The sequence below is a fragment of the Agrobacterium genomosp. 2 str. CFBP 5494 genome, assembly GCF_900013495.1.
Lineage (GTDB): Bacteria > Pseudomonadota > Alphaproteobacteria > Rhizobiales > Rhizobiaceae > Agrobacterium > Agrobacterium pusense.
Genome location: NZ_LT009719.1, coordinates 661 through 22,185, shown reverse-complemented (window position 1 = coordinate 22,185; position 21,525 = coordinate 661). Strand labels below are relative to the sequence as shown.

The window sequence follows — 21,525 nt, the reverse complement described above, 5'->3', positions numbered from 1 at the left end:
AAATTCAACCTGAGATAATGAACCCTTCAATGTTCGCTATTGAGGACGGCCGGTATTCCAATACCATTGGCATCAATCAGAGATGGCTGGGCAAGATCGGATGTGCATTGTCCGGGAAGACAGGCATTTGCCTGGCGGCTATCAAAACCGGAGTTCGAGCGAGCTCTGGTTTCGCCCATACGGGACACCGTGGATCAGCGGAGCAGACATGAAGACCAGATTTGAGTTTTGCCGGACCGTAAGCAACGCGAGCCTGTCCGCATCGCCGGAATTATTCAGAAAAAATTTGCTGATCTGGTGGCGCGCTCGGCGTCTGACGCCAGGCCGGATGGGCGGATTTTCAAAATCATTCTGTTCGGTCTTGGGTGAAAATCTCATCTGCCCGGGTGACGGCGGCATCATGAACCATATGGTTTGAACTCCTCTCACAATCGCTATGTCGATCTCCCCGTAGAAACTGGTCTGTCTTCCAGGAGCAAAGCCGTGGTCAACAGCGGCAGTTCCGGTGCGACCGCAATCGAAAGGAATAATCGTGGCAAGGAAAACAATCGAACAGCGCCTGGCTGAACTGGAGGCTCAACGGTCTGCGCTGAAGGCCCGTCTTTCAAAAACCGAACGCAACAACGATATGCGCCGCAAGGTCCTGATCGGCTCGCTCGTTCTGCATCATATGGAGACCTCGGAAGATCCGATTTTCAGCAAACAACTCGGTGAATGGCTGCGCCGCGAACTGCCGGGCTTTCTGACACGCGACAATGACAAGGCGCTGTTTGCCGATCTGATCGGACCAGGACTGCCAGGCACGGGAGAGGGTGGCGACAGCGGGCAGGGTGCTCCATGAACCGGTTGCGGCTTTCTTGGGACGCGTTCAAGAACATGATGCGAGCCGTCGCGCGTGATCCGCTTTGGGCATTTCTGGCTTTAATCACCATGCCGTTCCGGATCTGGAAACGGCTTCTTGGATTTATGTTCATCCTGTTCAACGTCACCTTTGTGATCGGCATGGGTGGCGGTCATTTCCTTGAGCAAATGGGTTTTGGTTACGTCGTCAACGGTCATGACAGCGCCCGCCTCATCTCTGATTTGCTCGGGCAGGAAACGGTCTTATTCCAGACGATGGCGGGAGCGATCGATTCCGATAAGACTGGGATCTCCTACAGCCAACAACATACCGGCCGGCTGCTACTCACCCCTGATGAGGTGCGTAATCTGCCGGCAAAAGGACAATTGCTGTTCCTTGCCGGACAACGGCCAATTTTTGCAGAGAAACTTGCCTATTTTAGCGATCCGGAGTTTACGGGCATGTTCGACCCGGTCTGACGGGGGCGGTGACAAAACGGCCGTCTGGATTTTGCATCTCAGCCTTGCATTGGAGGCCCCTGGATCTCTTCGGCTGGGACTTTCAATTATCATAACTGATAATTCCAATCGTCAAGAAGTTGGAAACGGGCCGGCATGAACGTCCGCAGCAATCGACGCGGTGATCCAGCCTGTCCTGACGGGAACGCGCTACCAAATTGCGCCGAAGTGAGCGGCAGGACAGGCCTGCCTCTTGTTGCGAAGGCGCGAATGGGAACCGGTCTGGATGCGATCGAAGGCGCGTTACACCGGCGACGAAGCGAAAGTCGCCGGGAGGACGGCAGACGGCTTGCCGCGGATCTGAAATAGAGGCCATTCAGCCTTTGCGATCGAGCTGGTCGCGGCTGTTGCCGGCAGACCGGAACGCACACTTCATGTCGTCTTCGGGACGTTTCCCCTGTTGCCCCATAGTGCAATTCATGGTTTTGGCCGCCAGCCGTTTATCTGCCTCGAAAAATCGACGGGCACTTTTGCCATTTGATGAATGTGGCGAAGCGTATAAGGTCCATGGATACCACAAGCGCGATCAGACCGGCGCGACAATCGGAAGCCAGCCAGACCCTGTTCCATGATGAGATCCTCCCTTGATCATATCCCGCACAGAAAGCAACAGGAGCTTGCCCGTGCGCTGGAGATCCTGCACGAGGAGTTCGAGGATGCCCTCGGGGAGGGCACCGCTGATTTCAAAAAGCGCGGGCGCATTCTCAAAATCGTCCTGTTCGGTTCCTACGCCCGCGGCACCTTTGTCGACGAGCCGCATACGATGAAGGGCTATCGTTCGGATTTCGATTTGCTGGTGATCGTCAACAATCGCAAGCTGACGGATCATGCGACCTTCTGGTACAAGGCGGCCGACCGGATCATCCGCGACAGCTTCATCGAAACACCGACGCAGTTCATCGTGCATTCTCTGCGCGAGGTGAACACGGAGCTTAAGAAAGGCCACTATTTCTTCTCGGATATCCGCAAGGAAGGCATCGTTGTCTATGAGCTTGATGGCGAGCCGCTCGCTGAGCCGAAACTTTTGACGGCTGAAGAGCGTTTGGAGGTGGCGAGGGGCCATTTTAAACAGCGCTACGCAGAGGCTGTTGCTTTCCATGTGACCGCCGGCATCCAAGCCAACATGGTCAATTCAGGCGACAATGTATGGAGGAACCTCGCGGCTTTCAGTTTGCACCAAGCGCTCGAGCAATCATACTCTTGTGTATTGTTAACCCTTACGAACTACGGGCCTGCCTCCCACAACATAAAGTTCCTCCGCTCTCTTGCCGAGGAGCAGGACCTTCGGCTGGTCGACGCGTTTCCGCGAGATCAACATCGTCAACGAGCGTGGTTTAACACGGTCAATGAAGCCTATGTGAAGGCTCGATATTCGAAACATTTCGAGATTAGCGAAGAGGCGCTTGTCTGGCTCGGTGAGCGCACCGCGCATCTGCTTGAGCTGGTAAAGGCCGTTTGCGATGAACATATCGAAAAGCTCGAACGTGACGTTCGAATGGGCCGGGGTGAAAGCGGCCACTGAACCTTGTAACAGCTTCCAGTCAGCTTCCGCCTCGTCACCGCAGCTTCCAAAGCCTCTGAGGCTACCGATTGGCTGATGTCGCTGGCTTAAAATCATCGTGACATGGCGGATGCGGCTTAGGCCGCATCCTTTTACCCTTTGCCAGTGACAATCGGTAAAGTCGTAAGATGCCTGTCGATGGCCTCGACAACATCATTGTGCATGGGAAGATTGGTCTTTTCGGTCTCCCATCTCTCCATAAATAGAGCGACGGTTTCCTTGGCTGTGTCGAGGACGAGCCTCTTGGGCAGGTTGGCTTTCGCGGATAGGTGCGCCAGCTCGTCCGTTGTGAAACCGTTAAAATCCTTCGTCCTGCTGAAGGTCAGCGCGGACTTGTCACTGGCGATATGCGGGATTGTGGACACGAAATCATAGGCTGGAGCGAGGCGGGCGTTGCGGCGATCAGGGTAGATTAGTGACCAGTTTTTCAGATGCATGTCGCCATTGCCAATCAGAACATTGAATGGCAGGCGGCGGATGAATTCGGCCATATCATCCTGATCGGATTCGGATGCGATCACCGATACCAGATTGCGGTAGCTGGCTTTCTTGTACTTGTCCTCAGGGTAGACGTTAAAAACCTGCGCGAAATCTTCGATATGGGTGATGCTGCCGTCCTCATTGCGATCGAAGCGCTCAATGACGAAGGCCTGTTGCCCGATCTTCTCAATCCCCTCAGGCAGGTTTCCGATTGATCGCACATCGATCAGCCCGATCGCTGGCACGTTGATCCCGACCATTCTGGCAAGGCTCATCATCGAGAATTCGTTTTCCGGGACGTTGGCAAACTCGCGAGAGGGGAGTTTGACGATCCAGCTGCCGCCGACGCCGCTTGTGGGAATGGTGAGGCTGTTTTCACTTTGTACCGCCGAGAATTTGAGCTGCACACCTGCCAATGAAAACCGCATGGCATCTTCGGCAGCTTCCCTGGCGGCTTCGCCTTCAAGGACGTTATGCGCGTCACTCGGCCATTCTTCTCCGTCTACCGGGACGACGGTGACAGCGCCAGGAAGGTCCTGGCCGAGAACCCATAAGAGGAAGAACTCGCGCTCGATATGGATGTCTGCCTTCTCAGCCAGGTACCGGCGCAGATGCCCCTCAGGCAGAAGGTTTGAGAAGTAAGGCATCAGCTTGATTTTGTATGGCTGGAAATCCGTGATCAGTTCGCCGAAACCATCCTTGAACTGCAGGCCGAGCATCGGTCTATTTGGGTTTTCGGCATAGGCGTCGTTGAAGGCGAACAGCGTCTTTTCGGCTCCGACATAGGTGATCGTACCGATCTCTTCACCATAGAGGCGCACACTCAGTACGGATATATCAGGCATCGTCATCCTTCTCATCTAACGAGTAGGCTGGACGGTTGGCATTCCGTTGTTCGCTCGTCGGCTAGAAATGGGCGATCTGGTTGCGAAGCGCCCTCATGCTGTTGGTCGCGTTCAATATGCCCGTCCGGTGCTCAGTCAGTTTGGCATGATCAATCGTTTGGCGCAGGGAGCGGAGATTGTCTAAGAACCGCGTGTCGATCTGCATACGCTGGAGTGATGCCATGGCTTTGCGCAGCTCATCCAGCTCCGGTAAGGTCGGGGCCTCGATCTGAAGGGTGCGGATTGCCTTTTGCAGCCGATGCATTTCCTTGCCGATCGCGGGCGCCTGAATCACCGTGCGATCAGTCGTTTGGCGGGTGATCGATTTGATCGCAGGCACCGCCTTACGCGGTAGCAGGGCAATCTCCAGATCCAATGCGCTGGCGATCGCGACGAGGCTCGAAAGGCGCAGATCAACACTGTTGGACTCGATCCGCGAAATCTGCGCTTGCGGGACGCCAGCCAGCCGGCTCAACTCGCGTTGGCTGAGCTGTTTGGCCTCTCTGGCTTCACGTAAGCGGTCCGCGATCTCTTGAGTTTCGTATCTCATTGATATTTATATCTGCATCATTTTTCGTGTTTTGATGTCTTTTACGATATCAGATTTATGGCGTGACCGCAATTTGATGTCGTAAAATATATAATGTTGCAGGTTTGATGTTTTATTCGATATCAAGTACAGGTCGCCCATCACACCTAGCCTGCCGGGCTGGCTGTCAACCGCTGTCTGGTCATGCTGCAGGAGCCTTATTAGGCTGCTTGGGCTGACCGCGCAGGAACGGCAACAGGTGCTGCTGAACATGCTGCTTGGCACAAAAAAGCGGCGGACGGATGCGCAGATGCTTTGGGACTTGCTGCGGCGTCAGCTGCCGCGGATGGCGCTGTGTGGTGCCGATCGTCAACTGCTTGAGGATTCGCTCAAAGGGAGATCATGGATGAGACCGGCTGAGCGTCTGCTGGCGGAAGAAGGAATGTGTCCGACCGCGTCCGGTCCTAGTCGGCATGTTCAGTCGTTGTGCTGCGAATACGCGTGACGAACAGGTTGCCCGCGCTTGCCGACCCCGGCTTCTCGCTGCCGCCTTTTGAAAAGGCACAGGAAAAAGCCCGGCACAATGGCCGGGCTTATGCTGTTGCTGTCCGGGTGGATCAGAACTTTACGCCGAGGCCGACGCGGATTGCATGCTGGTCGACATCCGCGTTGATTGCAGCGCCACCGAAGTTGAAATCCTTGTCGCCGAAGTCGGTGTAACGGTACTCAACGCGTCCGAACACCATGTCGGTAAACGCATAGTCGAGACCAACGCCGACGGTGTAGCCGTTGAAGGTTTCCTTCACGTCGGCAATGCCCGGGACTTCCGCATAGCCGCGAGCATAGGCCCAGCCTGCGGTACCGTATACCAGGGCACGGTCAAATGCGTAGCCGACGCGGCCACGAACCGAACCCTGCCAGTCGAACCCGTAGTCAAAGCCCGTGCCGAGAATGGTGGCGGAATCATCGCCCCAGTTCTTTTCGAAGTCAGCCTCGAGGCCGACGACCCAGCTGTTGCCAAGGTCATAGTTGAAGCCGACGAAACCACCGGCAAGAGCGCCGTCGAAGTCTGCGGACGTTTCGCCGGGAAGGCCGACGATCGAAGCGTCATTGTTGTTCCAGCCGTAACCGGCCTGGACACCGGCGGTAAATCCGGTCCAGCTGAACAGCGGCGCAACCTCTGCAACCGGGGCTGCAGGAACTTCTGATACGGCATCGGCCGCCATTGCAGTCGATGCCGCAAGCACGAATGCGATAGTCGATACGAATTTCTTCATAGTCTCTGAACTCCCTTACATGAGAGATCATTCATATGCCTTTTGCCTGAAAAATGATGTAACCTTTGTGCAACGCCTGCGATCTGCGCAGCAGTCTGCATAAATTCGAGGCTGCCCGGGCGCGGCCGGAAGCCCAGTGCAATCGCGCTCGTCATTTTGACTTTTTCGGAGCGCGCGGCGCCGATGTCTTCGCAAGGCCAAGGCCGTCAGCCAAGCTGACGGTCGATTGTAGCCTTGTCGATGACCGACCAGACCCTGCGGATTTTTGCCTGTTCGAACTCAAAATGCTGTGGCATAACGCTTCGCCCAACGGGAGCCAAAGGAGCAGCTAGAAATCGTCCGCACGATGCTCAGAAAAACACCAGTTGCGCGCTTGGCATTATTGTGAGCCACGGACAACAGATCGGCAGCGTTGGGAAGAAAGCTGTCGGATAGTCATTTCTGAACGTCTTTCTCGGCAATGGATGCATAGGCCAGTGCGAGCCCGCCGCCGCCGAGGAGATTTCCGATCGTCGAAGCAGTGACGTTGGCGATAACGGCATGTCCGGTGATGGCAGAAGATGTGTCCGAAACGAGATAGGCGTAGGGCATCAAAAACATATTGGCGACGGAATGCTCGAGCCCGAGAGCCACGAAAGCTGCGACAGGTAGCGAAAGTCCCGCCAGTTTTTCCACCGTCGTTTTGCCGCTGGCTGCCAGCCAGACGGCAAGGCATACGAGGAAGTTGGCGAGGATGCCGCTTACAACAGTGGCGAAGAAGCTTTTATAGACCTTGACCGTTCCCAGTTCCACCAGTGCCGCCCCCACCTTCCCATCGCCGGAACTATGAAGGTCCGCACAAAGCGCGACCACAACCAGTAGTAGGGAGCCGAAAAGATTGCCGACATAGGCGAGCGCGAGCGCGCCTGTCGCCTCCTTCAATGGAACACGGCCCAATGCGCACGGGCCGATTATGAGTGTGTTGCCCGTGAATAATTCTGCTCCAGCTAATTGAACAGCAGCCAGGCCGATCGTGAACACCGCGCCCGCAAGGAGTTGGGCCACGCCGAAGGGCAGAACGGAGGCTCCGGCAAGAACGGTGATTGAAAAAAGCCCTGCGAACCCGATGTAGACACCGGCAAGGACGCCGAGCGTGAGTATTGTTCTCGCTGGCATACTAGCCTTGTCACGCATGGTCTCAAAGACGTCGTCTGTCAGCTCGGCGGGCGTCGGGAAGGATGTCATGGGCCGAGGACCCTTACCGGAATTGATTTCGCCGCCGGGGTCTTGGCGTTCTTTTCATGATGGGAGAGCGGAATGAGGACGTTACATTCCGGAAAGTAGGAAGCGCACGTTCCCGACGGAATGTCGTAGTCGATCACCTGAAGATTATGGATCTTCCTTGCAATTCCATCATCCGCCACTGTTTCCAGCCCGATAAACGCGTTCTCCTGGACGCCTAGTCGGATACGGTCGTCACGGTTCATCATCACGATCATCCGCGACTTGTGTATGCCCCGAAGCCGGTCATCATATCCGTAGACCGTTGTGTTGAACTGATCGTTGGAGCGCAGGGTTATCAAGCGAAGAACGTCGTTATCCTCATCTCCAGGGAAACCCGCGAACAGCGCATGGGGCAGCTTGAAATTGGCTTTCCCGGTGTCGGTTTCCCATTCACGATGACGCGCGGCGACAGGACGCGGAAATCCGCCCGGCGTATCCAGCCTGTGGTTGAAATCCCTGAACATGTCGGGATAGGTCGCCTCTATCGCGTCTCTGACCAGAGCATAGTTCCCGGCCCATTCATCCCACGGAACGGCGGGGTTTGGCGTGAGCGAATGCTTGGCAATTTCCGCAACAATGCGAGGTTCTGAAAGAAGTGTATTGGCAGCCGGTTTGTATTTGCCGCGCGATGCATGGATGCAGGTGGTTGAATCCTCCATCGTCACGATTTGCGGGCCACATGTCTGTTCATCGATTTCAGACCGTACCAATGTCGGTAGAATATAGGTCGTGCCAGCAGTGACGATATGCGAGCGATTGAGCTTTGTTGCGATCTGCACGGAAAGATCGAGCCCTCGCCATTTTTCTTCCATCAGGCCGCGTTCAGGAATTGCGCGAACGAAGTTCCCGCCCAGGCCGATAAAGGCGTTGATATTTCCGGCAATGATCTCCTCACATGCTTCTACCGTGTTCAGCCCGTCCTCGCGCGGTGGGTCGAAACCGTAGAGTTCAGCAAGCCGGTCAAGCGGTACGAGGGCGGCTTTTTCGGCGATGCCGACCGTTCGCTGCCCCTGCACGTTCGAGTGGCCGCGCACTGGACAGATGCCGCTGCCCTGGCGTCCGATATTGCCGCGCATCAACAGCAGATTGACCAGCATCTGCACGTTGGAAACGCCGTAGCGGTGCTGAGTGAGCCCCATCCCGTAAATGGCGATGGCGGATTTTGCCTTTGCATATGTCCGAGCGGCCGCCTCAATTGCATTTTTTGGCTGGCCGGAAATCCGGGTGATGTCCTCCCACGGCGTGGAGCGGACCATCGCCGCAAAGGCGTCGAAGCCGGATGTGTGGGATGAGATGAAGTCTATATCGAGCACCCGCGCTCGGCCCGCCATCTCAGCGTCGGCATCCCACTCCAGCAGGAACTTTGCCATACCCATCATTACGGCAATATCGCCCCCTGCGCTTACCTGGTAATATTGCGTGGCGATCTGTGTTGGTTTGCCCGCCAGCATCTGGGACGGCCGTTGCGGATTGGTGAACTCCTCCCAGCCCCTTTCTCGCAAAGGGTTGAACACGATGACAGGAACATCGCGTTCGCGTACCGCCTGAAGGGAATGCAGCAGGCGGGGGGCATTCGTCCCAACATTCTGCCCGAAGGACAGGATGCAGTCGGTGTGATCGTAATCTTCAAGTAGCACGGTTCCGACCGGCGTCCCGATACTCTCCGGCAATGCCACTGACGTCGTCTCGTGGCACATGTTCGAACTGTCGGGCAGGTTGTTGTTGCCATACATCCGTGCAAGGAGCTGATACATGTAGGATGTTTCAAGCGACGCGCGCCCTGAGGCGTAAAAGACCACAGACTTGCGGTCATAGACCTTCAGTCTCGACCCGATGTCGGCAAAGGCCTCCTCCCAGCTGACGGGCAGGAAACGGTCGCTAGCGGCGTCATAGCGCATAGGATGCGTGAGGCGTCCGGCGTTTTCGAGGTCGAAGTCGGGCCATTCCAGCAACTCCGTCAAGGTGTGTCTCGCGAAGAACTCCGGATCGGCGCGCTTGGAGGTCAAATCCCAGAAGGTGGCCTTGGCGCCGTTTTCGCAGAACTCGCCAAAATGAGGTTTCCCCGGCTTTGCCCATGCGCAACTTGTGCACATATAGCCACCAGTTTTGTTGTGGTCGGTCATAAGGCCCGGCACGGTTTTTATCGCATGTTGGGGTAAGGCGTTTTTGACCAGCGACCCTACGGAGCCCCAGCCACCCGTTGGCGCGTCATATTTATGGTAACGAACTGTCTGCTTCACGATAATCTCCCTGATGTTCGGGATTACTTTTTGCGCGCCAGATTGAGAAACGCTTCGGAAGCCCTCACCAGATCTTGCTGGGGAACGTCGGCGCGGACGATTTTGCCCCGCTCGATGCCGCCCTTTTCACCATCTTCCGGTGTATGGCCAGCGTTTTTTTCGGCGGTATCATCGTAGGTCTCGACTTCTATAATGCGGCGATCCACCCCGATTTCCTGCAGGTATGCGATAGCGCGTCTTGCGCCTTCCTCATGTTGGAAGAGGCCAGTAACGATTGGCATCGTGTCGTCCTTTCTCGGTTCCCGGTCCCATGGTCAACCACGTGTGCGCCGCATCGTTCCTTCACATCGGGGATCACGAGTTGTTGATTCGAATGTGAGTGAGCGGAGGAACGCATCAAGCGGAGCTAGGCCCTTGACTTGATTGACATGGCGGGCCTGACTGCGAGCTTTTATGTGCAACGCGCTCTTGTGCGAAAGGATGACGATCGTTTTTGTCTGCAGAAGATCGTCCGCTTTGCCTACGTAAAAATTCTGTCACCCGTCCCCTTCATAGCGGTTGTTGCTTCCCTGGAAGATGGCGCCGGCGGTGCGGGTTTTACCTGTCACGCATTCGCCGCGATCTGATCCGCAAGATGCTGTTGAAATCCCGGCGGCCACCAAGCGGCGCCTGCGACTTGAAGACGAGCGAGCGTGGATTGTCCTGACCGAGAGCAATCGTTTTGTCTGGCCGGGACCGGACGTCAGGGCAATCGAAAACGAAAGCGGCTATTATGGAGCGATGCCACCAGCTCTGTTCGAAGAAGTCATGCGCCGGTTTGTCGAACAGGCTCGAGCGCAACTTCACCGAGCGATGGCTCGAAGCGAGTAGCCGGTGCGTGGCGGTGGGCATGTCGTTGCCACTGGATTTTGTTCCCGCCATTTCCCGTTCGTTCGGTCGTTGCGATCGTGATTTGGCCCAACTTTGACCTGAGTGCATCGCGTTGGTTTACCGTACCGCACAAGGGTGACCCTCAGGGCGGAAATCGCCGATGGCGGCATTCAGGCAATCTGACGTTCGATCGCAGCCTTGTCGATGACCGACCAGACCCTGCGGATTTTTGCCTGTTCGAACTCGTAGAAAACGTGTTCGCAGAACTCAACCTTCCTGCCGTCGACAGGGAGGCCCATGAAGGTTGCCCTGGGCGTGCAATCGAACGTAAGCCGGGCGGCAATCCGGGTCGCGTCGCTGACAAGGATCTCTGCCTCAAAACGCAGATCGGGAATATCGGCAAAGTCCGTGACCAGCATGTCGCGATATCCCGACAGCCCGAGCGGCCGGCCATTGTGTTCGACATTGTCGGCGACGAAGGTGCCGAGTTCATCGAAGGCCTGGCGGTTGAGGCAGTCGAGGTAAGCGAGATAGATGTCGTTGAGTGTTTGCAAGTTGTCTTCCTCTACCGGCATGATGCGTACGGCAGTTTTCGACTTGGCGGATCATAACGGCGCTGGTCAAGTTGTGATGAGCTCGCACCTGCCATCATCTAGCCGGTAAAACCCATCCTGCGGAACGGGCAGTTCGAGAATCTCTGCCTTCGAAAGTCCGAGAAAAACACCGCGAAGGATCCGCCCAAACAGACCATGGGAAATGGCAATGGCCGGATGCCGGACATCTAATCTCCACGACATCGCGCGCTTGCAGGCGTTATCGAAACTTTCGCCGTCCGGCGCCCTGAAATACCAGCCGAATGAGTCGGACCCGTCAAGGTGGCCGGGAAATTCGCTATCGATCTCAAAATGTGTCATGCCGTCCCAGGAGCCGGTCGTGACCGCCACGAGCCGTTCGTCGTCGACAGACGGCAGCGGTACCATTGCCTGTACCCGCTCTGCGGTCTGGCGCACGCCCCCGAGCGGACTGATCTGAATCTGGAACAACTGGTCATCGTTGCATAGCGCGTCGCGGAGTAGGCGAGCCACCTGCTCGATGCCACGTGGCGTCAACGGTGAACCCAGTTGCCTCTGAAACCGGCCAAGAGAGTTCCAGACAGTCTCGCCGTGACGAAGGAGGTAAATAGTCGGTAGAACCACGCTCGTTTCATCCCGCACGTTCGTTATCGATTGCTTCACCCGAACCAATATGGAAGCTGCCCGATCGCAGCGCATTGATGACCGATTGCAAAGCTTGACCCTTGTCCATGCCTGACATTGACAGGACATGGTGCTCGAAGGCGCCGAGATCGGCAAACTGGGCGTGAAGGCCGGCGACGACGTCAGGATCGCTGAGGCTGTCGCCACCGCGGGCCTGACAGCGATCGATTGCCTCTGCCGCTGTTGTGCGCAGCACGATGTAATGTAGCGGGCACGCAAGCGCCAGGAAGGCAGGCAGCCAGTCCGGTCGCACGACGCCGTCGAGGATGACGAAGTAGCCGTCTTTGGCGTAACGACCGGCAACGCCGGCGGCGATCTGCATGATCATCCGGTTCTGCTGATGGGATTGCGGCAGCCAGGGATCGATGCGGCCATGCTTGATATATCCCCACAGATCATCGCTATGGAAATGCACCTTTGGCACGCCGGGCAAGTGCGCCAGCGTTCCGGCGATTGTCGACTTGCCAGAGCCGGGATGGCCGGAGAGAAGCAGGATATGGCCGCCAAGATCGTCCGTCATGTTCCATTACTGACCTTTGGCAGGCATAAAGCGGATGATGATGTGATCATTGTGCTATCGATGTTGCCAATCTGGCGTATTCTATATTGGCCGGCACGCAGGCAATGAACCGCCCTAGCTGGCAAGGCTTGTCACGAGATAAGCTGACGCCAGAAGCAGGGTGATTATTGTGAAGAATATCAGTCCTGCCGCCAGTTCGTCGAACCGGCCGTCGCGTTCATTGCGGTCCCAGTCGTAAGCCATAGCCAACCTCCATCGTTGCTAACCTAAGAGTGGTCCGGCATGGTTAATGTAATCCTAACGGCGATAGGCTGAATGTTGTCGGGTATGATTTGGTGGCTGGGCGTTGGTGACCATCGCGAGATTGGTTGAAACAGAGGCACAGAAGTAATACCATCTTCTACGCCGGTATTACGGGAGTTTGAGATGGCAACAACGGTAACGGCCAAAGGGCAGGTCACCATTCCAAAAGCCGTACGTGAGCTTTTAGGGATTTCGCCAGGAAGCTCGGTCGATTTTGTTCGGGCCCCCGATGGAAGGATAGTTCTCGTCAGGGCAGACAAGAAACAGCCACTCACGCGTTTCGCCAAGCTGCGCGGACATGCTGGTGAAGGCCTGGGTACCGACGCGATCATGGCGCTGACCCGTGGTGACGAGTGACGCTTGTCGATACAAATGTCCTGCTTGATCTTGTGACGGACGACCCGGTTTGGGCCGACTGGTCGATTGAGCAGCTCGAACTGGCGAGCGTTTCGGGTCCGCTGTTCAGCAATGACGTTGTCTACGCGGAACTGTCTGTTCGATATGAGCGGATAGAAGAACTTGATGCTTTTGTTGATCAGGCGGGGTTGAAGTTCAGCCCTTTCCATCGCGCGGCGTTATTTCTGGCGGGAAAGGCCTTTACCAGATATCGCCGCGGTGGCGGTACCCGTAACGGTGTTTTGCCTGACTTTTTTATAGGCGCCCACGCGGCAATACAAAACCTTCCCTTGTTGACGCGAGATGTGGCTCGTTATCGATCGTATTTTCCAACGGTCGCTCTGATCTCGCCTGAAGCGTAGGAATGCGCGAGCCTTAGCATTTGTGATTACTCACCGGTTTCAGGGGCGGTTTCGGCTCTGGTGCCGCCGGTCAGGCGAGCTGCAACGCTTTCAACCGGCAGGTTTGACAAGGCTGATTTCGGTTTTGCTGTCGAGGACGATATGCAGGTCGCGGATCATGCCGGCTGCCTGCAGCAGAGCGTTTCGCACTTCCTCATCGCTGCGCCATCCACGTTCTACCGAGAGTGCAACGGTGTGGAGGTCAACGAGACTGTCACGGCCGGCGACGGATGGAATACCGATTGTTTCGCGCATGTCGCGAATTGTTGTGAGCGCGCGTTCGAGCATACGGCGCTTCTGATAGCCGTCGAGATGGTCGAGCAGGTTGGCATCACGGATGAGCTCGGCAATGAGACAGTTGGTCTGGGTCATGGTATGAGGTTGCCGGGACGGCGGGCTGGCGTCAACAGAAGTCCTGCAGCGCTGCCTTGGACTGCGGCTTTGGGGCTTTACTGTGATGCCAGTCCCAAAGGGCGGAACGCGGGGTGAACAGGGTTATCCGCTATAATCATAATAGATTATGGATGGAATATTATGTATTTATGCGATATTTCTAATGTATATAATTAAGGTTACTGTAAGTGCCGGTGTAGTAATTTATCTGGCAACGTTGGAGAAAACAATAGCTGTACGGTAAGATAAGAGATAGAGGTTCACGATGTTCAGGTCCGCACGCGATTTCGGCGATGCTATCAAGGAGAAACGCAAATCTCTTGGCTGGACGCAAACCGGGCTTGCTGCCCGTTCCGGAACGGGTGAACGACTTCATCGTCGAGCTTGAATCGGGCAAGCCGAGTTGCCAGCTCGAAAATGCCCTGATCGTCGCGCGCACCGTCGGCATTGAGATCGGCGATCTCAAGACGGTCCAGGCTGTGCCAGCCGCGCCGGACGATGACCTTGGCTTTTTGCCGATGTTTGGTGCTGATCGATGACAACCATCTACTACGAGACCTTGCCTGTCGCCCATCTGACTTTTGATGGCGAATGGACGTTGGACTATGATCCGGGCTGGGAAGCGCGCCGCACGGCCTTTCCGGTGTCGCTCACCATGCCGCTGCGCTCCGGGCCCGTGGGTACTGCCAAGCTGCTGCCCTGGCTTGCCAATCTGCTTCCAGAAACACATCTTGCCTAGATCGGACAACGCCTCAAGGTTTCTCCACAGGACATTGTCGGTGCTTGGTCATATCGGACGTGACACGGCGGGAGCGCTGTCGATCGGCGAACCGCGTAAAGCGGGTGTCAACCTCCAGCCCGTGCCGGATGAGCAGGCGCTGGAGCGTATTCTCGGTGAACTTCCTGCCAAACTTTTCTGGTCGGAGAGCGCGGTGTTTCCATGTCGCTTGCGGGCGTCCAGGAGAAACTGCCGGTGTTTGTCGACGGGCACGGCCATATTTCAGTTCCGGTTGATGGGACGCCATCAACGCATATTCTCAAGCCGGATACGAAACGCCTTGCGGGGAGCGTGGAGAACGAAGCCTTTTGCCTGTCGCTTGCGCGTGCCTACGGTCTGGAGGCTGCCGAGGCGACAATCGGAGTAGCTGGCAAGCGACGTTATCTTCTCGTGAAACGCTATGATCGCTTTACCGACTTTCAAGGGGAGATCCGCAGGTTGCGCATCAGGAGGATCTTTGCCAGTTAACGGGACATTTCCCGTCGCAGAAATACGAGCGATCCTCGACCGGCCGCGGCGTGACCATGAAGATGATGTTTGACGCCGTCAGCGATATTGTTTCACCTGGCGAGCGGTTGAAACTTCTCGACGCGGTGATCTTGAATGTCCTGATCTGCAATTCGGATTCGCATGCGAAAAATTACTCGATCCTGATCGGTGCCGGTGGGTCCGCGAAGATGGCTCCTCTCTATGACCTTATGTGCGCAGCCGCTTATCGGCAGGTCGATCAAAGTCTGCCTCAGGGGATTTCTGGCCGGTTCCATGCGCCTGACCTGCGACGTGCCGATTGGCAGGCACTGCTGATGACGTTGGACTGAGCGGTGCATCAAACGTTGACGGGTGGAGGAGCTCGCAGAACTGGTCAGCGTCGGATGCGATGCGGTGGCACAGGAGGTTTCTGGTTCGGCCAGCGATCCGACGAGAGGGGTCGAGCGGCTTACGCATAGCGTTCGAAAGCGGTGTCGAAGAATCCAGGATCGATTAGGTGGTCGATGAGCTGGAGCCCGACCCGAGCCCATTCGCTCGTTTTCTGAGTGCATAGCGATATGGTCCGTCTACCGAAAAGTTCCTCTCTGGTCACGCATGAAAAAGCCCGCCCTTCTTGGTCCTTCGCGTTGGCGCGTACGGACGACTTCTTTCAAGACGGTTTCGGAACCGCATGAACGACCGATTTGGAGGCGCGACGACGCTGCTTCTCGTCCGGCCATCGCGGTAGTCGAGCGCGTTGGGCCCACGCGTCGAAGCAGGCATGGCCGTTGTGCAGAAAGCAGGCTTTGGTGATAAATCCTAACTCGACAAGATTGGGTAGGCGAATGCCTCGGACATCCGGCGACGCAGTCCTGTTCTACGGCCACTAGAGTGTCAGTTGCTCCAACCAGTCTGAAACCGGTCAAATCGGACTTCACTGATGGGCTGTCCCGACGGGTCGAGTCTAATCGAGCGAAGCACGAGGTTCAGGTTGGGAGAGTAACCCTCAACGACATCACGACTCTCGCGCTTCCATGTTTGCGATTTGCTCCAACGCCTGTCGCGGGGAGGTTTGTCTTTTCGTCGACCGCTGGCCGATCACGTCGGCTCGCTCCCTCAGCCCGCGCCGTTCGGAAAAAGTACCGGTAGTCCAGCGTGGGATCCTTGAGCCTGGAGCGGTCGAGGCTGCCGTGATGACCGGAATTCGGGTTCTTTGCTTTCTCAAAGTTTGTTCCAAACGCTACTTGCCTAATCACCTGTCCGCCCGTTGACTTGTTCTCTTGTTCTCTTGTTCTCTTGTTCTCTTGTTCTCTTGTTCTCTTGTTCTCTTGTTCTCTTGTTCTCTTGTTCTCCTGTTCTCCTGTTCTCCAGTCCGCCTAATCGCCTGTTCTCCCACTCTTTTATTTTGCGCGGTAACATGTCGAGCAATGCTTTGGGAGCAGCGGTTATCGGGGCGGAAAGAGAGACCGTTCCACACGCTGCGGATGTATGCATGATGGCTCATCTTCATATGCTGAGAGGAGTCAGGACGGTCCCCCATTGATGTCGGGTTCGTACATAAGTTGGCGCCCGGTCCGGGCGGTATACCAATAGCCTATCCTGCCATATTAAACGGCGAACGCCATTCTGGTCGAAATGCGTGCGCATCAATGGTACGTTATGCCGCCACACGTCTGCAATCCTGGATGGGTCACTACATTCCAAAGTTGAACTGCAGGTGCGGGTAGTGTTCGGAGAAGGCAAACATCAGGGCAAGGCAATCTGGTAATTGTTTTCTGGATGGTAACAAAGTCGAAGGTCGACGGGGTGTCGGATTTTGTTCCGCCGTTTGATCTCCGTGAAAGGCTCGTCATAGCGCGCGGGTGGTGACCTTATGTCAGTTCGATAAACCAGTCCCGGCAGACTGACTTGGGAAGAGGCGGAACTTCAACCTTTCCCTATTTGCTGAGCCTTACCCCGGGTGCACCATACGGTATGGGATCTTCGCCGAAGAAAACGATCCCTCGCTCTTCGTAGTCGCGGTTGATCGCTTCGATGGTGACGGGTTGCGCGCCTTGAGCGCCCGCTTCGTCTTGCTCTACACGGCTGACGGTATTCAGTGTGACTTTAGCCAGCATAGCGACCTTCCGTACCCCTGCTTCTAAAATCGCTGTCGCCGCCCGTACCTGAAAAGCGTTCATGCATCCACCGTGTTACGCCGGCGGATGTCCGGCACCGATGCAGAGCGCCCGACGGAATGACAAAGGGCGGTCACCGACAAAGGGCATGCGACCATTCCGGCCGCCGCACGGGAACTTCGCAGGGTTGTGCGGGAGGGTCTGCCGGTTTTGTTCGCGGTCTGCGCGACGGTTCAGGCTGGCGAGAGCGTGCAGCAAACGGCAGCGTTCTGGCAGACTGCGCAGCCATGCTGGTGACGGCCTTGACACGGGGATCATGGCGATGACGCGTCGCTGACGAAGCAGGGCAAGTCTGGGAGCAAGGGGATATTCAATCGGCAGGTTTGACGAGGCTGATTTCGGTTTTGCTGGATCACGGCGGTTGCAGCAGTGCGTTCCGAATTTCTTCATCGCCGCGCCATCCGCGTTCGATGGAGAGGGCAACGGTGTGGAGGTCGACGAGACTGTCACGGCCGGGGCCGGATGGCATACCGATTGTTTCCCGCATGTCGCGAATTGTCATGGCGGCCCGTTCGAGCATACGACGCTTCTGCCAGCTGTCGAGGTGATCGAGCCTGTTGGCGTCGCGGACTAGTTCGGCAATGAAACTGTCCGTCGCGGTCATTGTGTGAGGTTGCCGGGTCGGCTGACGGGCGTCAACGGAAGACCCTGAAGGTGAGCTTTTGGCCCCAAAGTTGGCACCAGGATGTGACGCCGATGCATCACGGCGCGTGGACCCGCATGCTCGGGAAAGCTCCTCGGACCCGGATCTGGATGCCCAGAAAGTTGGCGGACAGGCTATATTAGTCGTAGACAGGCTCTAACCCAACTGAGGACGTTCAGTTACCGAGATCCCGGGTCGAGCTCGACAAGCTGCGTCACTCATATCGCACCTCTCATGGCGGCATCGCTTGCCAGTTCGATTTTTCCATTTTCCTCGCCATCCCAGAACTCGATCGTGCGAGCCGACACCTTAATCAGGACTATACGTGGTGTGTCGGCGCCCTGCGGAAACCACCTGTCCAGTCCACTAGTCCAATGGGCGTCGAACTCGGGCCTTTCTCTGATCAGGCTCGCCTGACCGTTGACAGAAACAAATATTCCAGGTTTGCCAAGAATACCGGGCGGAGCAGTGAACGTCAGTGTAACCGATGAGTCTTTGACTATATCCTGGACTTTCTTCGTGTCTTCATAGGAGAAGAACCATGAGTCACCATCATATTCCACATCGCCGTTGTTGCTCATTGGTCGACTATTGATCTGCCCGGCGGGATCGTGTGTGTTGAACATGCAGAAGTCGATCTTGCTGAGTTTTCTGGAGAGCTCGCTTATTTTCATTGGTCAATCCTTTTCTTACATCACGAATTCAACCATTTTTGAGGTCTGAGGTTCCGCCGATCGCAGCGCGTGACCGTGATACGTGAGAAATACGGGCTGTTCGCGAGCCACTGCTCGCCTTCGGGAAGCCAAGGCTTGCATATCTCGACCGTAAGCGGCGAGCTGACCCCATCTGGCGTCAGTGGCGCTAGCACAGCTATTGCGTAATGACTATCCGCCAGCTGTGAGCTTCTATCTGCGCCTATCTCTGGAACTAGAAACTTTCATATGATCGAGGCCGTTCCGAAACGTTTCGAGGGCGCGCCGCGGCAGTTTCGGCGGCGTTGGTCCGATGATTTCAAGGAGCGAGCGGTGGCTGAGGCGATGGAGCCTGGAGCGAGTGTCTCGGCAATGGCGCGTCGCATCGGTATATCACTGAAAAATCGGCCTGCGGCGGAAGAACATATTCTTCCCTCGTGCGCAGCGGCACAGTCGAACCTAAGAGGCAGGTCAGGGCTTTATTCGACTATTGGACAGATCTGAATTTCGAGATCGCCTGAACAGCTGGCTGCGCAAGTTCGAGGTTAAGACCCCGGTAATCCCGGCATGTGCGCTCGGTTCAACGGTTGACGCGGTTCGCGGTGTCAACGCATACGCTGCGCGCCGCAGCATTCTCTTTTGGCGAAGATGCCCGGGACACATCGAGGTCGGTGACGGGAATACCCGCATGCTCCGTGTGAAAGAGCCATTGGCCGCAGACGGAGACCCAATCCAGCGGGGTTCTGACCTGCGTGCCCTGGACGATTGAAGTGCGACGACGGCGGGCCGGTGGGGAAATGATAGCGAGAACTGAACGTGAAGACCGCGAAATTCTCGCCTAACTCGCTCACTTACCGGCGCGGCATGATGAGCTCGATGCCGAAGGTGAGCGGATACTGCGAACGTAGTGCTCCGCATTTCGGGTCCTATATCGGCGTAGCCTTAAAACACAACGTGAGCGTGGACTCCTCAAAGAACGATTACCGCTGCCGTGACAAGCGGCTAAGGTATTACGAGTTTCCTGAGTTATTGAATTTGAAGTCTTGATAGAACGGGGTAAGGCGGCGCCAGACTCGTTTCCGCGCCGTCATCTTCGCTCCTGTCATTGGATGCAGTGGCGAGCCGGACTAGATGTCCGCCGTCGCGCAGCATGAGCGTCAGCCTGCGTATATTGGCCCATTTCAGTGGGTCATTTACGGCGGATTTTCAATTAATTGACCCATTATAATGGGTGTTTTAGACCATTCTTGCCGCCCGCGGAGATTTCACAGCGGTTCAGCGTGACAAGCGCTGCTCATCATCAATCAGGATCAACTGATGTGGGACGGTGTCTCCCCACGTCCAAAGGACGACGTTGAGGTCGATATCAGTCGCCCCCGGAGCAAAGCTCCTGACGATCAAACCGCAAAAGCCCTCGTTTTTCAGAGACCGGGCAAGTCGTTGTGTGGGGGCTTCACCGAACACATTCATGTCGTCTCGCCAAGTCGGGGTGCTGAGAGTTTGAGCGTCAATACCATGATCATGAAGCAGGGCGCCATCGCGAGTATCAAACAGCGGTGTGATGGCCGCATCGTAGGAGACGAGAGTTGTGGGCTGTAAGCTGCCTGCCTGATTTGCTTCCTTCAATGCCGTGGTGACTGTCACTGACGTGTAGAGTGCAGGCATGCCTTTTGGATTGAATCTGCCGCCATAAAGCTCGGCACCTCGTCCGGAGAGCGGCTCACGAGCGTAAACCGGATTAAGGGCTCGGTAGAGCTTGCCCTGGTACTTCATCAAGGGTCAGGCATGTACGCCAGCGTCGATCGCGTCGATGTATTCGAGTACTTCGTGAGCGCGCCCGTCTCGAACAAGCTGCATTGCTGTGTGGCCAGAAAAGCCTGAGAGAGGCTCTGAACGATACCAGGCATATGCCATGAGCGCAGAACCGAAACGGGCCTCAACCTTGTTGATGACTTCGATCATTTCGCGCAGTCGCCGTTGGGTTTTGTCCGACTTGATGCGTTCTTTGCGCTGTACCGCATCTTTGCCCAACCCGGCACTGCGCGCGATATCGTCGCTTGTTGTATGAAGAACGTCGGCGATTTTTCCCGGCGCGAACAGCCCGTTGTCAGCATATTGTGCGAGAGCCATGTTCGCCTCCTCAAATTTGCCAAAGATACTGACGCAATATAGCGTCAAAATTACAGGCATTCAAGGTGTCCCTTATGGCTGCAAGTCGCTATATCTTCATGCTGGATGCCGTCGCCATGAACGTTCGTGCAGCGGTTGCCTCCAAGTAGGGCACCGGGACGCAAACCGTGTTCCGCAGCCGGCTGCATTTCAAGATATGCTATGCGGCCAGCCAGTGTTTCTCCAGATTGTTTGAGGAGATCGATGGAAGCCGAGCCGAGTAGCAGGAACTGGCCGGTGCGCCGTCCGGCGGCGATTGCGATCGATCAAGCCCCGCAGAGTCTGGAACACGTTAGGCAGACGATGAACTTCGTCGAGGATGACGAGTTTGTCACCATGACTTGCAAGATAGAGCGCCGGTTCCGATAGTTTGGCGCGGTCCGCTTCTGATTCTAGATCAAGATAGATCGAGGACCGGGTTTCTCCAATATTGAGTGCAAGTATTGTTGCCGACTTGGCGGGGGCCCAACAATGTAATCGCAGGACTTAAGTCCACGAAATGTCGGAGTTCGGTTTCAATTCTTCGCTCAATCGTCCTTGCATTCATGGAGTTTTATTCCGTAATTGCAAAGATAAAACTGGATCGCGTTAGGAACCTGGCTGCTCGACGGCTTCGCCGCGACGCGTTGGGCACTTGCGGACATTTCGTAAGACGCGACTAAGCGATCGCCTCGGAACCATCCTACGGCATGGGCGAAAAGCTCGCCTCCTACGGAAACCCTCGCCGGATGCGCCGACCATCCTTGCCAAAAACAGTCGATACTTGAAGAGGTGCGTGCTACCGGGAACGGGTTCCCGCACGTTCCACACGACAATCGTATCATCTGGCAAGACAGTTTTCGAACATTCCACAAGTACCGCGGCAA

General features: G+C 56.1%; 25 protein-coding genes and 4 pseudogenes. 12 read left to right on the top strand and 17 right to left on the bottom strand.

Annotation, left to right across the window (positions count from 1 at the left end; genetic code table 11):
- Window positions 1–208: 208 nt before the first annotated feature.
- From AGR2A_RS29600 to AGR2A_RS14980, 4 genes and pseudogenes are all read left to right on the top strand, one after another.
- On the top strand, window positions 209–418 hold the full coding sequence (locus AGR2A_RS29600) for a hypothetical protein (protein ID WP_167378213.1): 210 nt from the start codon (window positions 209–211) through the stop codon (window positions 416–418).
- A 114-nt stretch (window positions 419–532) separates the two neighbouring features.
- On the top strand, window positions 533–841 hold the full coding sequence (locus AGR2A_RS14990; RefSeq protein WP_072495407.1) for a mobilization protein: 309 nt from the start codon (window positions 533–535) through the stop codon (window positions 839–841).
- 158 nt (window positions 842–999) lie between these two features.
- A pseudogene (locus AGR2A_RS14985) lies at window positions 1,000–1,320 on the top strand (type IV secretory system conjugative DNA transfer family protein); the annotation flags it as partial.
- Window positions 1,321–1,927: 607 nt separating this feature from the next.
- Window positions 1,928–2,881: a nucleotidyltransferase and HEPN domain-containing protein gene (locus AGR2A_RS14980; RefSeq protein WP_072495406.1), complete on the top strand. Its 954-nt coding sequence runs from the start codon at window positions 1,928–1,930 to the stop codon at window positions 2,879–2,881.
- A gap of 131 nt (window positions 2,882–3,012) precedes the next feature.
- Here the strand turns inward: AGR2A_RS14980 and AGR2A_RS14975 are convergent, their stop codons facing one another.
- The 6 genes from AGR2A_RS14975 to AGR2A_RS14950 all read right to left on the bottom strand — a co-directional run bounded on the left by AGR2A_RS14975 (window position 3,013) and on the right by AGR2A_RS14950 (window position 9,874).
- A complete protein-coding gene (locus AGR2A_RS14975) occupies window positions 3,013–4,245 on the bottom strand; it encodes a type II toxin-antitoxin system HipA family toxin (RefSeq protein WP_072495405.1) in 1,233 nt (410 codons plus the stop codon).
- A 61-nt stretch (window positions 4,246–4,306) separates the two neighbouring features.
- Window positions 4,307–4,834, bottom strand: a complete 528-nt coding sequence (locus AGR2A_RS14970) for a helix-turn-helix domain-containing protein (RefSeq protein WP_080823103.1) — start codon at window positions 4,832–4,834, stop codon at window positions 4,307–4,309.
- 596 nt (window positions 4,835–5,430) lie between these two features.
- Window positions 5,431–6,090: an outer membrane protein gene (locus tag AGR2A_RS14965; protein WP_072495404.1), complete on the bottom strand. Its 660-nt coding sequence runs from the start codon at window positions 6,088–6,090 to the stop codon at window positions 5,431–5,433.
- Between the two features lie 435 nt (window positions 6,091–6,525).
- Window positions 6,526–7,314, bottom strand: coding sequence for a formate/nitrite transporter family protein (locus AGR2A_RS14960; protein WP_072495403.1), 789 nt, complete (start codon window positions 7,312–7,314; stop codon window positions 6,526–6,528).
- The gene (locus AGR2A_RS14955; RefSeq protein ID WP_072495402.1) at window positions 7,311–9,593 is read right to left on the bottom strand and encodes an FdhF/YdeP family oxidoreductase; all 2,283 of its coding nucleotides are present in this window, start codon (window positions 9,591–9,593) and stop codon (window positions 7,311–7,313) included. Before AGR2A_RS14955 ends, AGR2A_RS14960 begins: the two co-directional genes overlap by 4 nt.
- 23 nt (window positions 9,594–9,616) lie before the next feature.
- Window positions 9,617–9,874 (bottom strand): hypothetical protein, encoded by a 258-nt coding sequence (locus AGR2A_RS14950; RefSeq protein WP_072495401.1) that lies wholly within the window; start codon window positions 9,872–9,874, stop codon window positions 9,617–9,619.
- A 147-nt stretch (window positions 9,875–10,021) separates the two neighbouring features.
- Between AGR2A_RS14950 and AGR2A_RS30095 the strand changes: the two are divergent.
- Window positions 10,022–10,463, top strand: a pseudogene (locus AGR2A_RS30095) (plasmid maintenance toxin (PemK-like)).
- A gap of 170 nt (window positions 10,464–10,633) precedes the next feature.
- On the opposite strand, the gene AGR2A_RS14940 reads toward AGR2A_RS30095, so the two are convergent.
- The 4 genes from AGR2A_RS14940 to AGR2A_RS30090 form a co-directional block, all read right to left on the bottom strand.
- Window positions 10,634–11,017, bottom strand: a complete 384-nt coding sequence (locus AGR2A_RS14940; protein WP_072495409.1) for an ester cyclase — start codon at window positions 11,015–11,017, stop codon at window positions 10,634–10,636.
- 66 nt (window positions 11,018–11,083) lie between these two features.
- Window positions 11,084–11,677 carry a histidine phosphatase family protein gene (locus tag AGR2A_RS14935; RefSeq protein ID WP_435653673.1) on the bottom strand — a complete coding sequence of 198 codons (594 nt, stop codon included), beginning with the start codon at window positions 11,675–11,677 and terminating at the stop codon, window positions 11,084–11,086.
- Complete coding sequence (locus AGR2A_RS14930; RefSeq protein WP_072495399.1) at window positions 11,667–12,239, bottom strand: AAA family ATPase; 573 nt, start codon at window positions 12,237–12,239, stop codon at window positions 11,667–11,669. The genes AGR2A_RS14935 and AGR2A_RS14930 overlap by 11 nt, the downstream gene beginning before the upstream one ends.
- 114 nt (window positions 12,240–12,353) lie before the next feature.
- Window positions 12,354–12,482, bottom strand: coding sequence for a hypothetical protein (locus tag AGR2A_RS30090; protein ID WP_267900252.1), 129 nt, complete (start codon window positions 12,480–12,482; stop codon window positions 12,354–12,356).
- Window positions 12,483–12,665: 183 nt separating this feature from the next.
- Between AGR2A_RS30090 and AGR2A_RS14925 the strand changes: the two genes are divergently transcribed.
- Window positions 12,666–12,899, top strand: a complete 234-nt coding sequence (locus AGR2A_RS14925; protein WP_006700634.1) for an AbrB/MazE/SpoVT family DNA-binding domain-containing protein — start codon at window positions 12,666–12,668, stop codon at window positions 12,897–12,899.
- Window positions 12,896–13,300 carry a type II toxin-antitoxin system VapC family toxin gene (locus tag AGR2A_RS14920; RefSeq protein WP_072495398.1) on the top strand — a complete coding sequence of 135 codons (405 nt, stop codon included), beginning with the start codon at window positions 12,896–12,898 and terminating at the stop codon, window positions 13,298–13,300. Before AGR2A_RS14925 ends, AGR2A_RS14920 begins: the two co-directional genes overlap by 4 nt.
- A gap of 90 nt (window positions 13,301–13,390) precedes the next feature.
- Here AGR2A_RS14920 and AGR2A_RS29120 read toward each other — a convergent pair whose 3' ends face one another.
- Window positions 13,391–13,711, bottom strand: coding sequence for a hypothetical protein (locus AGR2A_RS29120; RefSeq protein ID WP_072495397.1), 321 nt, complete (start codon window positions 13,709–13,711; stop codon window positions 13,391–13,393).
- 286 nt (window positions 13,712–13,997) lie between these two features.
- Between AGR2A_RS29120 and AGR2A_RS14910 the strand changes: the two are divergent.
- The 4 genes and pseudogenes from AGR2A_RS14910 to AGR2A_RS30075 form a co-directional block, all read left to right on the top strand.
- A pseudogene (locus AGR2A_RS14910) lies at window positions 13,998–14,271 on the top strand (helix-turn-helix domain-containing protein).
- Entirely contained in the window at window positions 14,268–14,471 is a 204-nt protein-coding gene (locus AGR2A_RS30085; RefSeq protein WP_022563974.1) for a HipA N-terminal domain-containing protein, read from the top strand. The pseudogene AGR2A_RS14910 and the gene AGR2A_RS30085 overlap by 4 nt, the downstream one beginning before the upstream one ends.
- Window positions 14,472–14,672: 201 nt before the next feature.
- A complete protein-coding gene (locus AGR2A_RS30080) occupies window positions 14,673–14,978 on the top strand; it encodes a HipA domain-containing protein (protein ID WP_139786383.1) in 306 nt (101 codons plus the stop codon).
- Between the two features lie 32 nt (window positions 14,979–15,010).
- Window positions 15,011–15,328: pseudogene (locus tag AGR2A_RS30075) on the top strand (HipA domain-containing protein); the annotation flags it as partial.
- Between the two features lie 1,587 nt (window positions 15,329–16,915).
- On the opposite strand, the gene AGR2A_RS14900 reads toward AGR2A_RS30075, so the two are convergent.
- From AGR2A_RS14900 to AGR2A_RS14890, 3 genes are all read right to left on the bottom strand, one after another.
- Window positions 16,916–17,158: a hypothetical protein gene (locus AGR2A_RS14900; protein WP_072495396.1), complete on the bottom strand. Its 243-nt coding sequence runs from the start codon at window positions 17,156–17,158 to the stop codon at window positions 16,916–16,918.
- 349 nt (window positions 17,159–17,507) lie between these two features.
- Window positions 17,508–17,759: a hypothetical protein gene (locus AGR2A_RS14895; RefSeq protein WP_072495395.1), complete on the bottom strand. Its 252-nt coding sequence runs from the start codon at window positions 17,757–17,759 to the stop codon at window positions 17,508–17,510.
- Between the two features lie 257 nt (window positions 17,760–18,016).
- Window positions 18,017–18,472 carry a pyridoxamine 5'-phosphate oxidase family protein gene (locus AGR2A_RS14890; protein WP_072495394.1) on the bottom strand — a complete coding sequence of 152 codons (456 nt, stop codon included), beginning with the start codon at window positions 18,470–18,472 and terminating at the stop codon, window positions 18,017–18,019.
- A 267-nt stretch (window positions 18,473–18,739) separates the two neighbouring features.
- Between AGR2A_RS14890 and AGR2A_RS29090 the strand changes: the two genes are divergently transcribed.
- Complete coding sequence (locus tag AGR2A_RS29090; RefSeq protein WP_107327451.1) at window positions 18,740–18,994, top strand: transposase; 255 nt, start codon at window positions 18,740–18,742, stop codon at window positions 18,992–18,994.
- A 771-nt stretch (window positions 18,995–19,765) separates the two neighbouring features.
- Here AGR2A_RS29090 and AGR2A_RS14875 read toward each other — a convergent pair.
- From AGR2A_RS14875 to AGR2A_RS30070, 3 genes are all read right to left on the bottom strand, one after another.
- Window positions 19,766–20,263 carry an RES family NAD+ phosphorylase gene (locus AGR2A_RS14875; RefSeq protein ID WP_072495390.1) on the bottom strand — a complete coding sequence of 166 codons (498 nt, stop codon included), beginning with the start codon at window positions 20,261–20,263 and terminating at the stop codon, window positions 19,766–19,768.
- A gap of 6 nt (window positions 20,264–20,269) precedes the next feature.
- Entirely contained in the window at window positions 20,270–20,620 is a 351-nt protein-coding gene (locus AGR2A_RS14870; RefSeq protein ID WP_022563984.1) for an MbcA/ParS/Xre antitoxin family protein, read from the bottom strand.
- A gap of 189 nt (window positions 20,621–20,809) precedes the next feature.
- Window positions 20,810–21,067, bottom strand: coding sequence for an AAA family ATPase (locus AGR2A_RS30070; RefSeq protein ID WP_234797455.1), 258 nt, complete (start codon window positions 21,065–21,067; stop codon window positions 20,810–20,812).
- Window positions 21,068–21,525 lie beyond the last annotated feature (458 nt).

Coding starts and splice junctions, on each gene's coding strand:
- AGR2A_RS30080 (WP_139786383.1), top strand. CDS start 14,673: ATGTCGCTTGCGGGCGTCCAGGAGAAACTGCCGGTGTTTGTCGACGGG.
- AGR2A_RS29120 (WP_072495397.1), bottom strand. CDS start 13,711: ATGACCCAGACCAACTGTCTCATTGCCGAGCTCATCCGTGATGCCAAC.
- AGR2A_RS30090 (WP_267900252.1), bottom strand. CDS start 12,482: ATGGCTTACGACTGGGACCGCAATGAACGCGACGGCCGGTTCGACGAA.
- AGR2A_RS14960 (WP_072495403.1), bottom strand. CDS start 7,314: ATGACATCCTTCCCGACGCCCGCCGAGCTGACAGACGACGTCTTTGAG.
- AGR2A_RS14980 (WP_072495406.1), top strand. CDS start 1,928: ATGATGAGATCCTCCCTTGATCATATCCCGCACAGAAAGCAACAGGAG.
- AGR2A_RS14965 (WP_072495404.1), bottom strand. CDS start 6,090: ATGAAGAAATTCGTATCGACTATCGCATTCGTGCTTGCGGCATCGACT.
- AGR2A_RS14870 (WP_022563984.1), bottom strand. CDS start 20,620: ATGGCTCTCGCACAATATGCTGACAACGGGCTGTTCGCGCCGGGAAAA.
- AGR2A_RS30085 (WP_022563974.1), top strand. CDS start 14,268: ATGACAACCATCTACTACGAGACCTTGCCTGTCGCCCATCTGACTTTT.
- AGR2A_RS14925 (WP_006700634.1), top strand. CDS start 12,666: ATGGCAACAACGGTAACGGCCAAAGGGCAGGTCACCATTCCAAAAGCC.
- AGR2A_RS14895 (WP_072495395.1), bottom strand. CDS start 17,759: ATGACCGCGACGGACAGTTTCATTGCCGAACTAGTCCGCGACGCCAAC.
- AGR2A_RS29090 (WP_107327451.1), top strand. CDS start 18,740: ATGATCGAGGCCGTTCCGAAACGTTTCGAGGGCGCGCCGCGGCAGTTT.
- AGR2A_RS14900 (WP_072495396.1), bottom strand. CDS start 17,158: ATGAACGCTTTTCAGGTACGGGCGGCGACAGCGATTTTAGAAGCAGGG.
- AGR2A_RS14930 (WP_072495399.1), bottom strand. CDS start 12,239: ATGACGGACGATCTTGGCGGCCATATCCTGCTTCTCTCCGGCCATCCC.
- AGR2A_RS14975 (WP_072495405.1), bottom strand. CDS start 4,245: ATGCCTGATATATCCGTACTGAGTGTGCGCCTCTATGGTGAAGAGATC.
- AGR2A_RS14875 (WP_072495390.1), bottom strand. CDS start 20,263: ATGAAGTACCAGGGCAAGCTCTACCGAGCCCTTAATCCGGTTTACGCT.
- AGR2A_RS29600 (WP_167378213.1), top strand. CDS start 209: ATGAAGACCAGATTTGAGTTTTGCCGGACCGTAAGCAACGCGAGCCTG.
- AGR2A_RS14890 (WP_072495394.1), bottom strand. CDS start 18,472: ATGAAAATAAGCGAGCTCTCCAGAAAACTCAGCAAGATCGACTTCTGC.
- AGR2A_RS14970 (WP_080823103.1), bottom strand. CDS start 4,834: ATGAGATACGAAACTCAAGAGATCGCGGACCGCTTACGTGAAGCCAGA.
- AGR2A_RS14950 (WP_072495401.1), bottom strand. CDS start 9,874: ATGCCAATCGTTACTGGCCTCTTCCAACATGAGGAAGGCGCAAGACGC.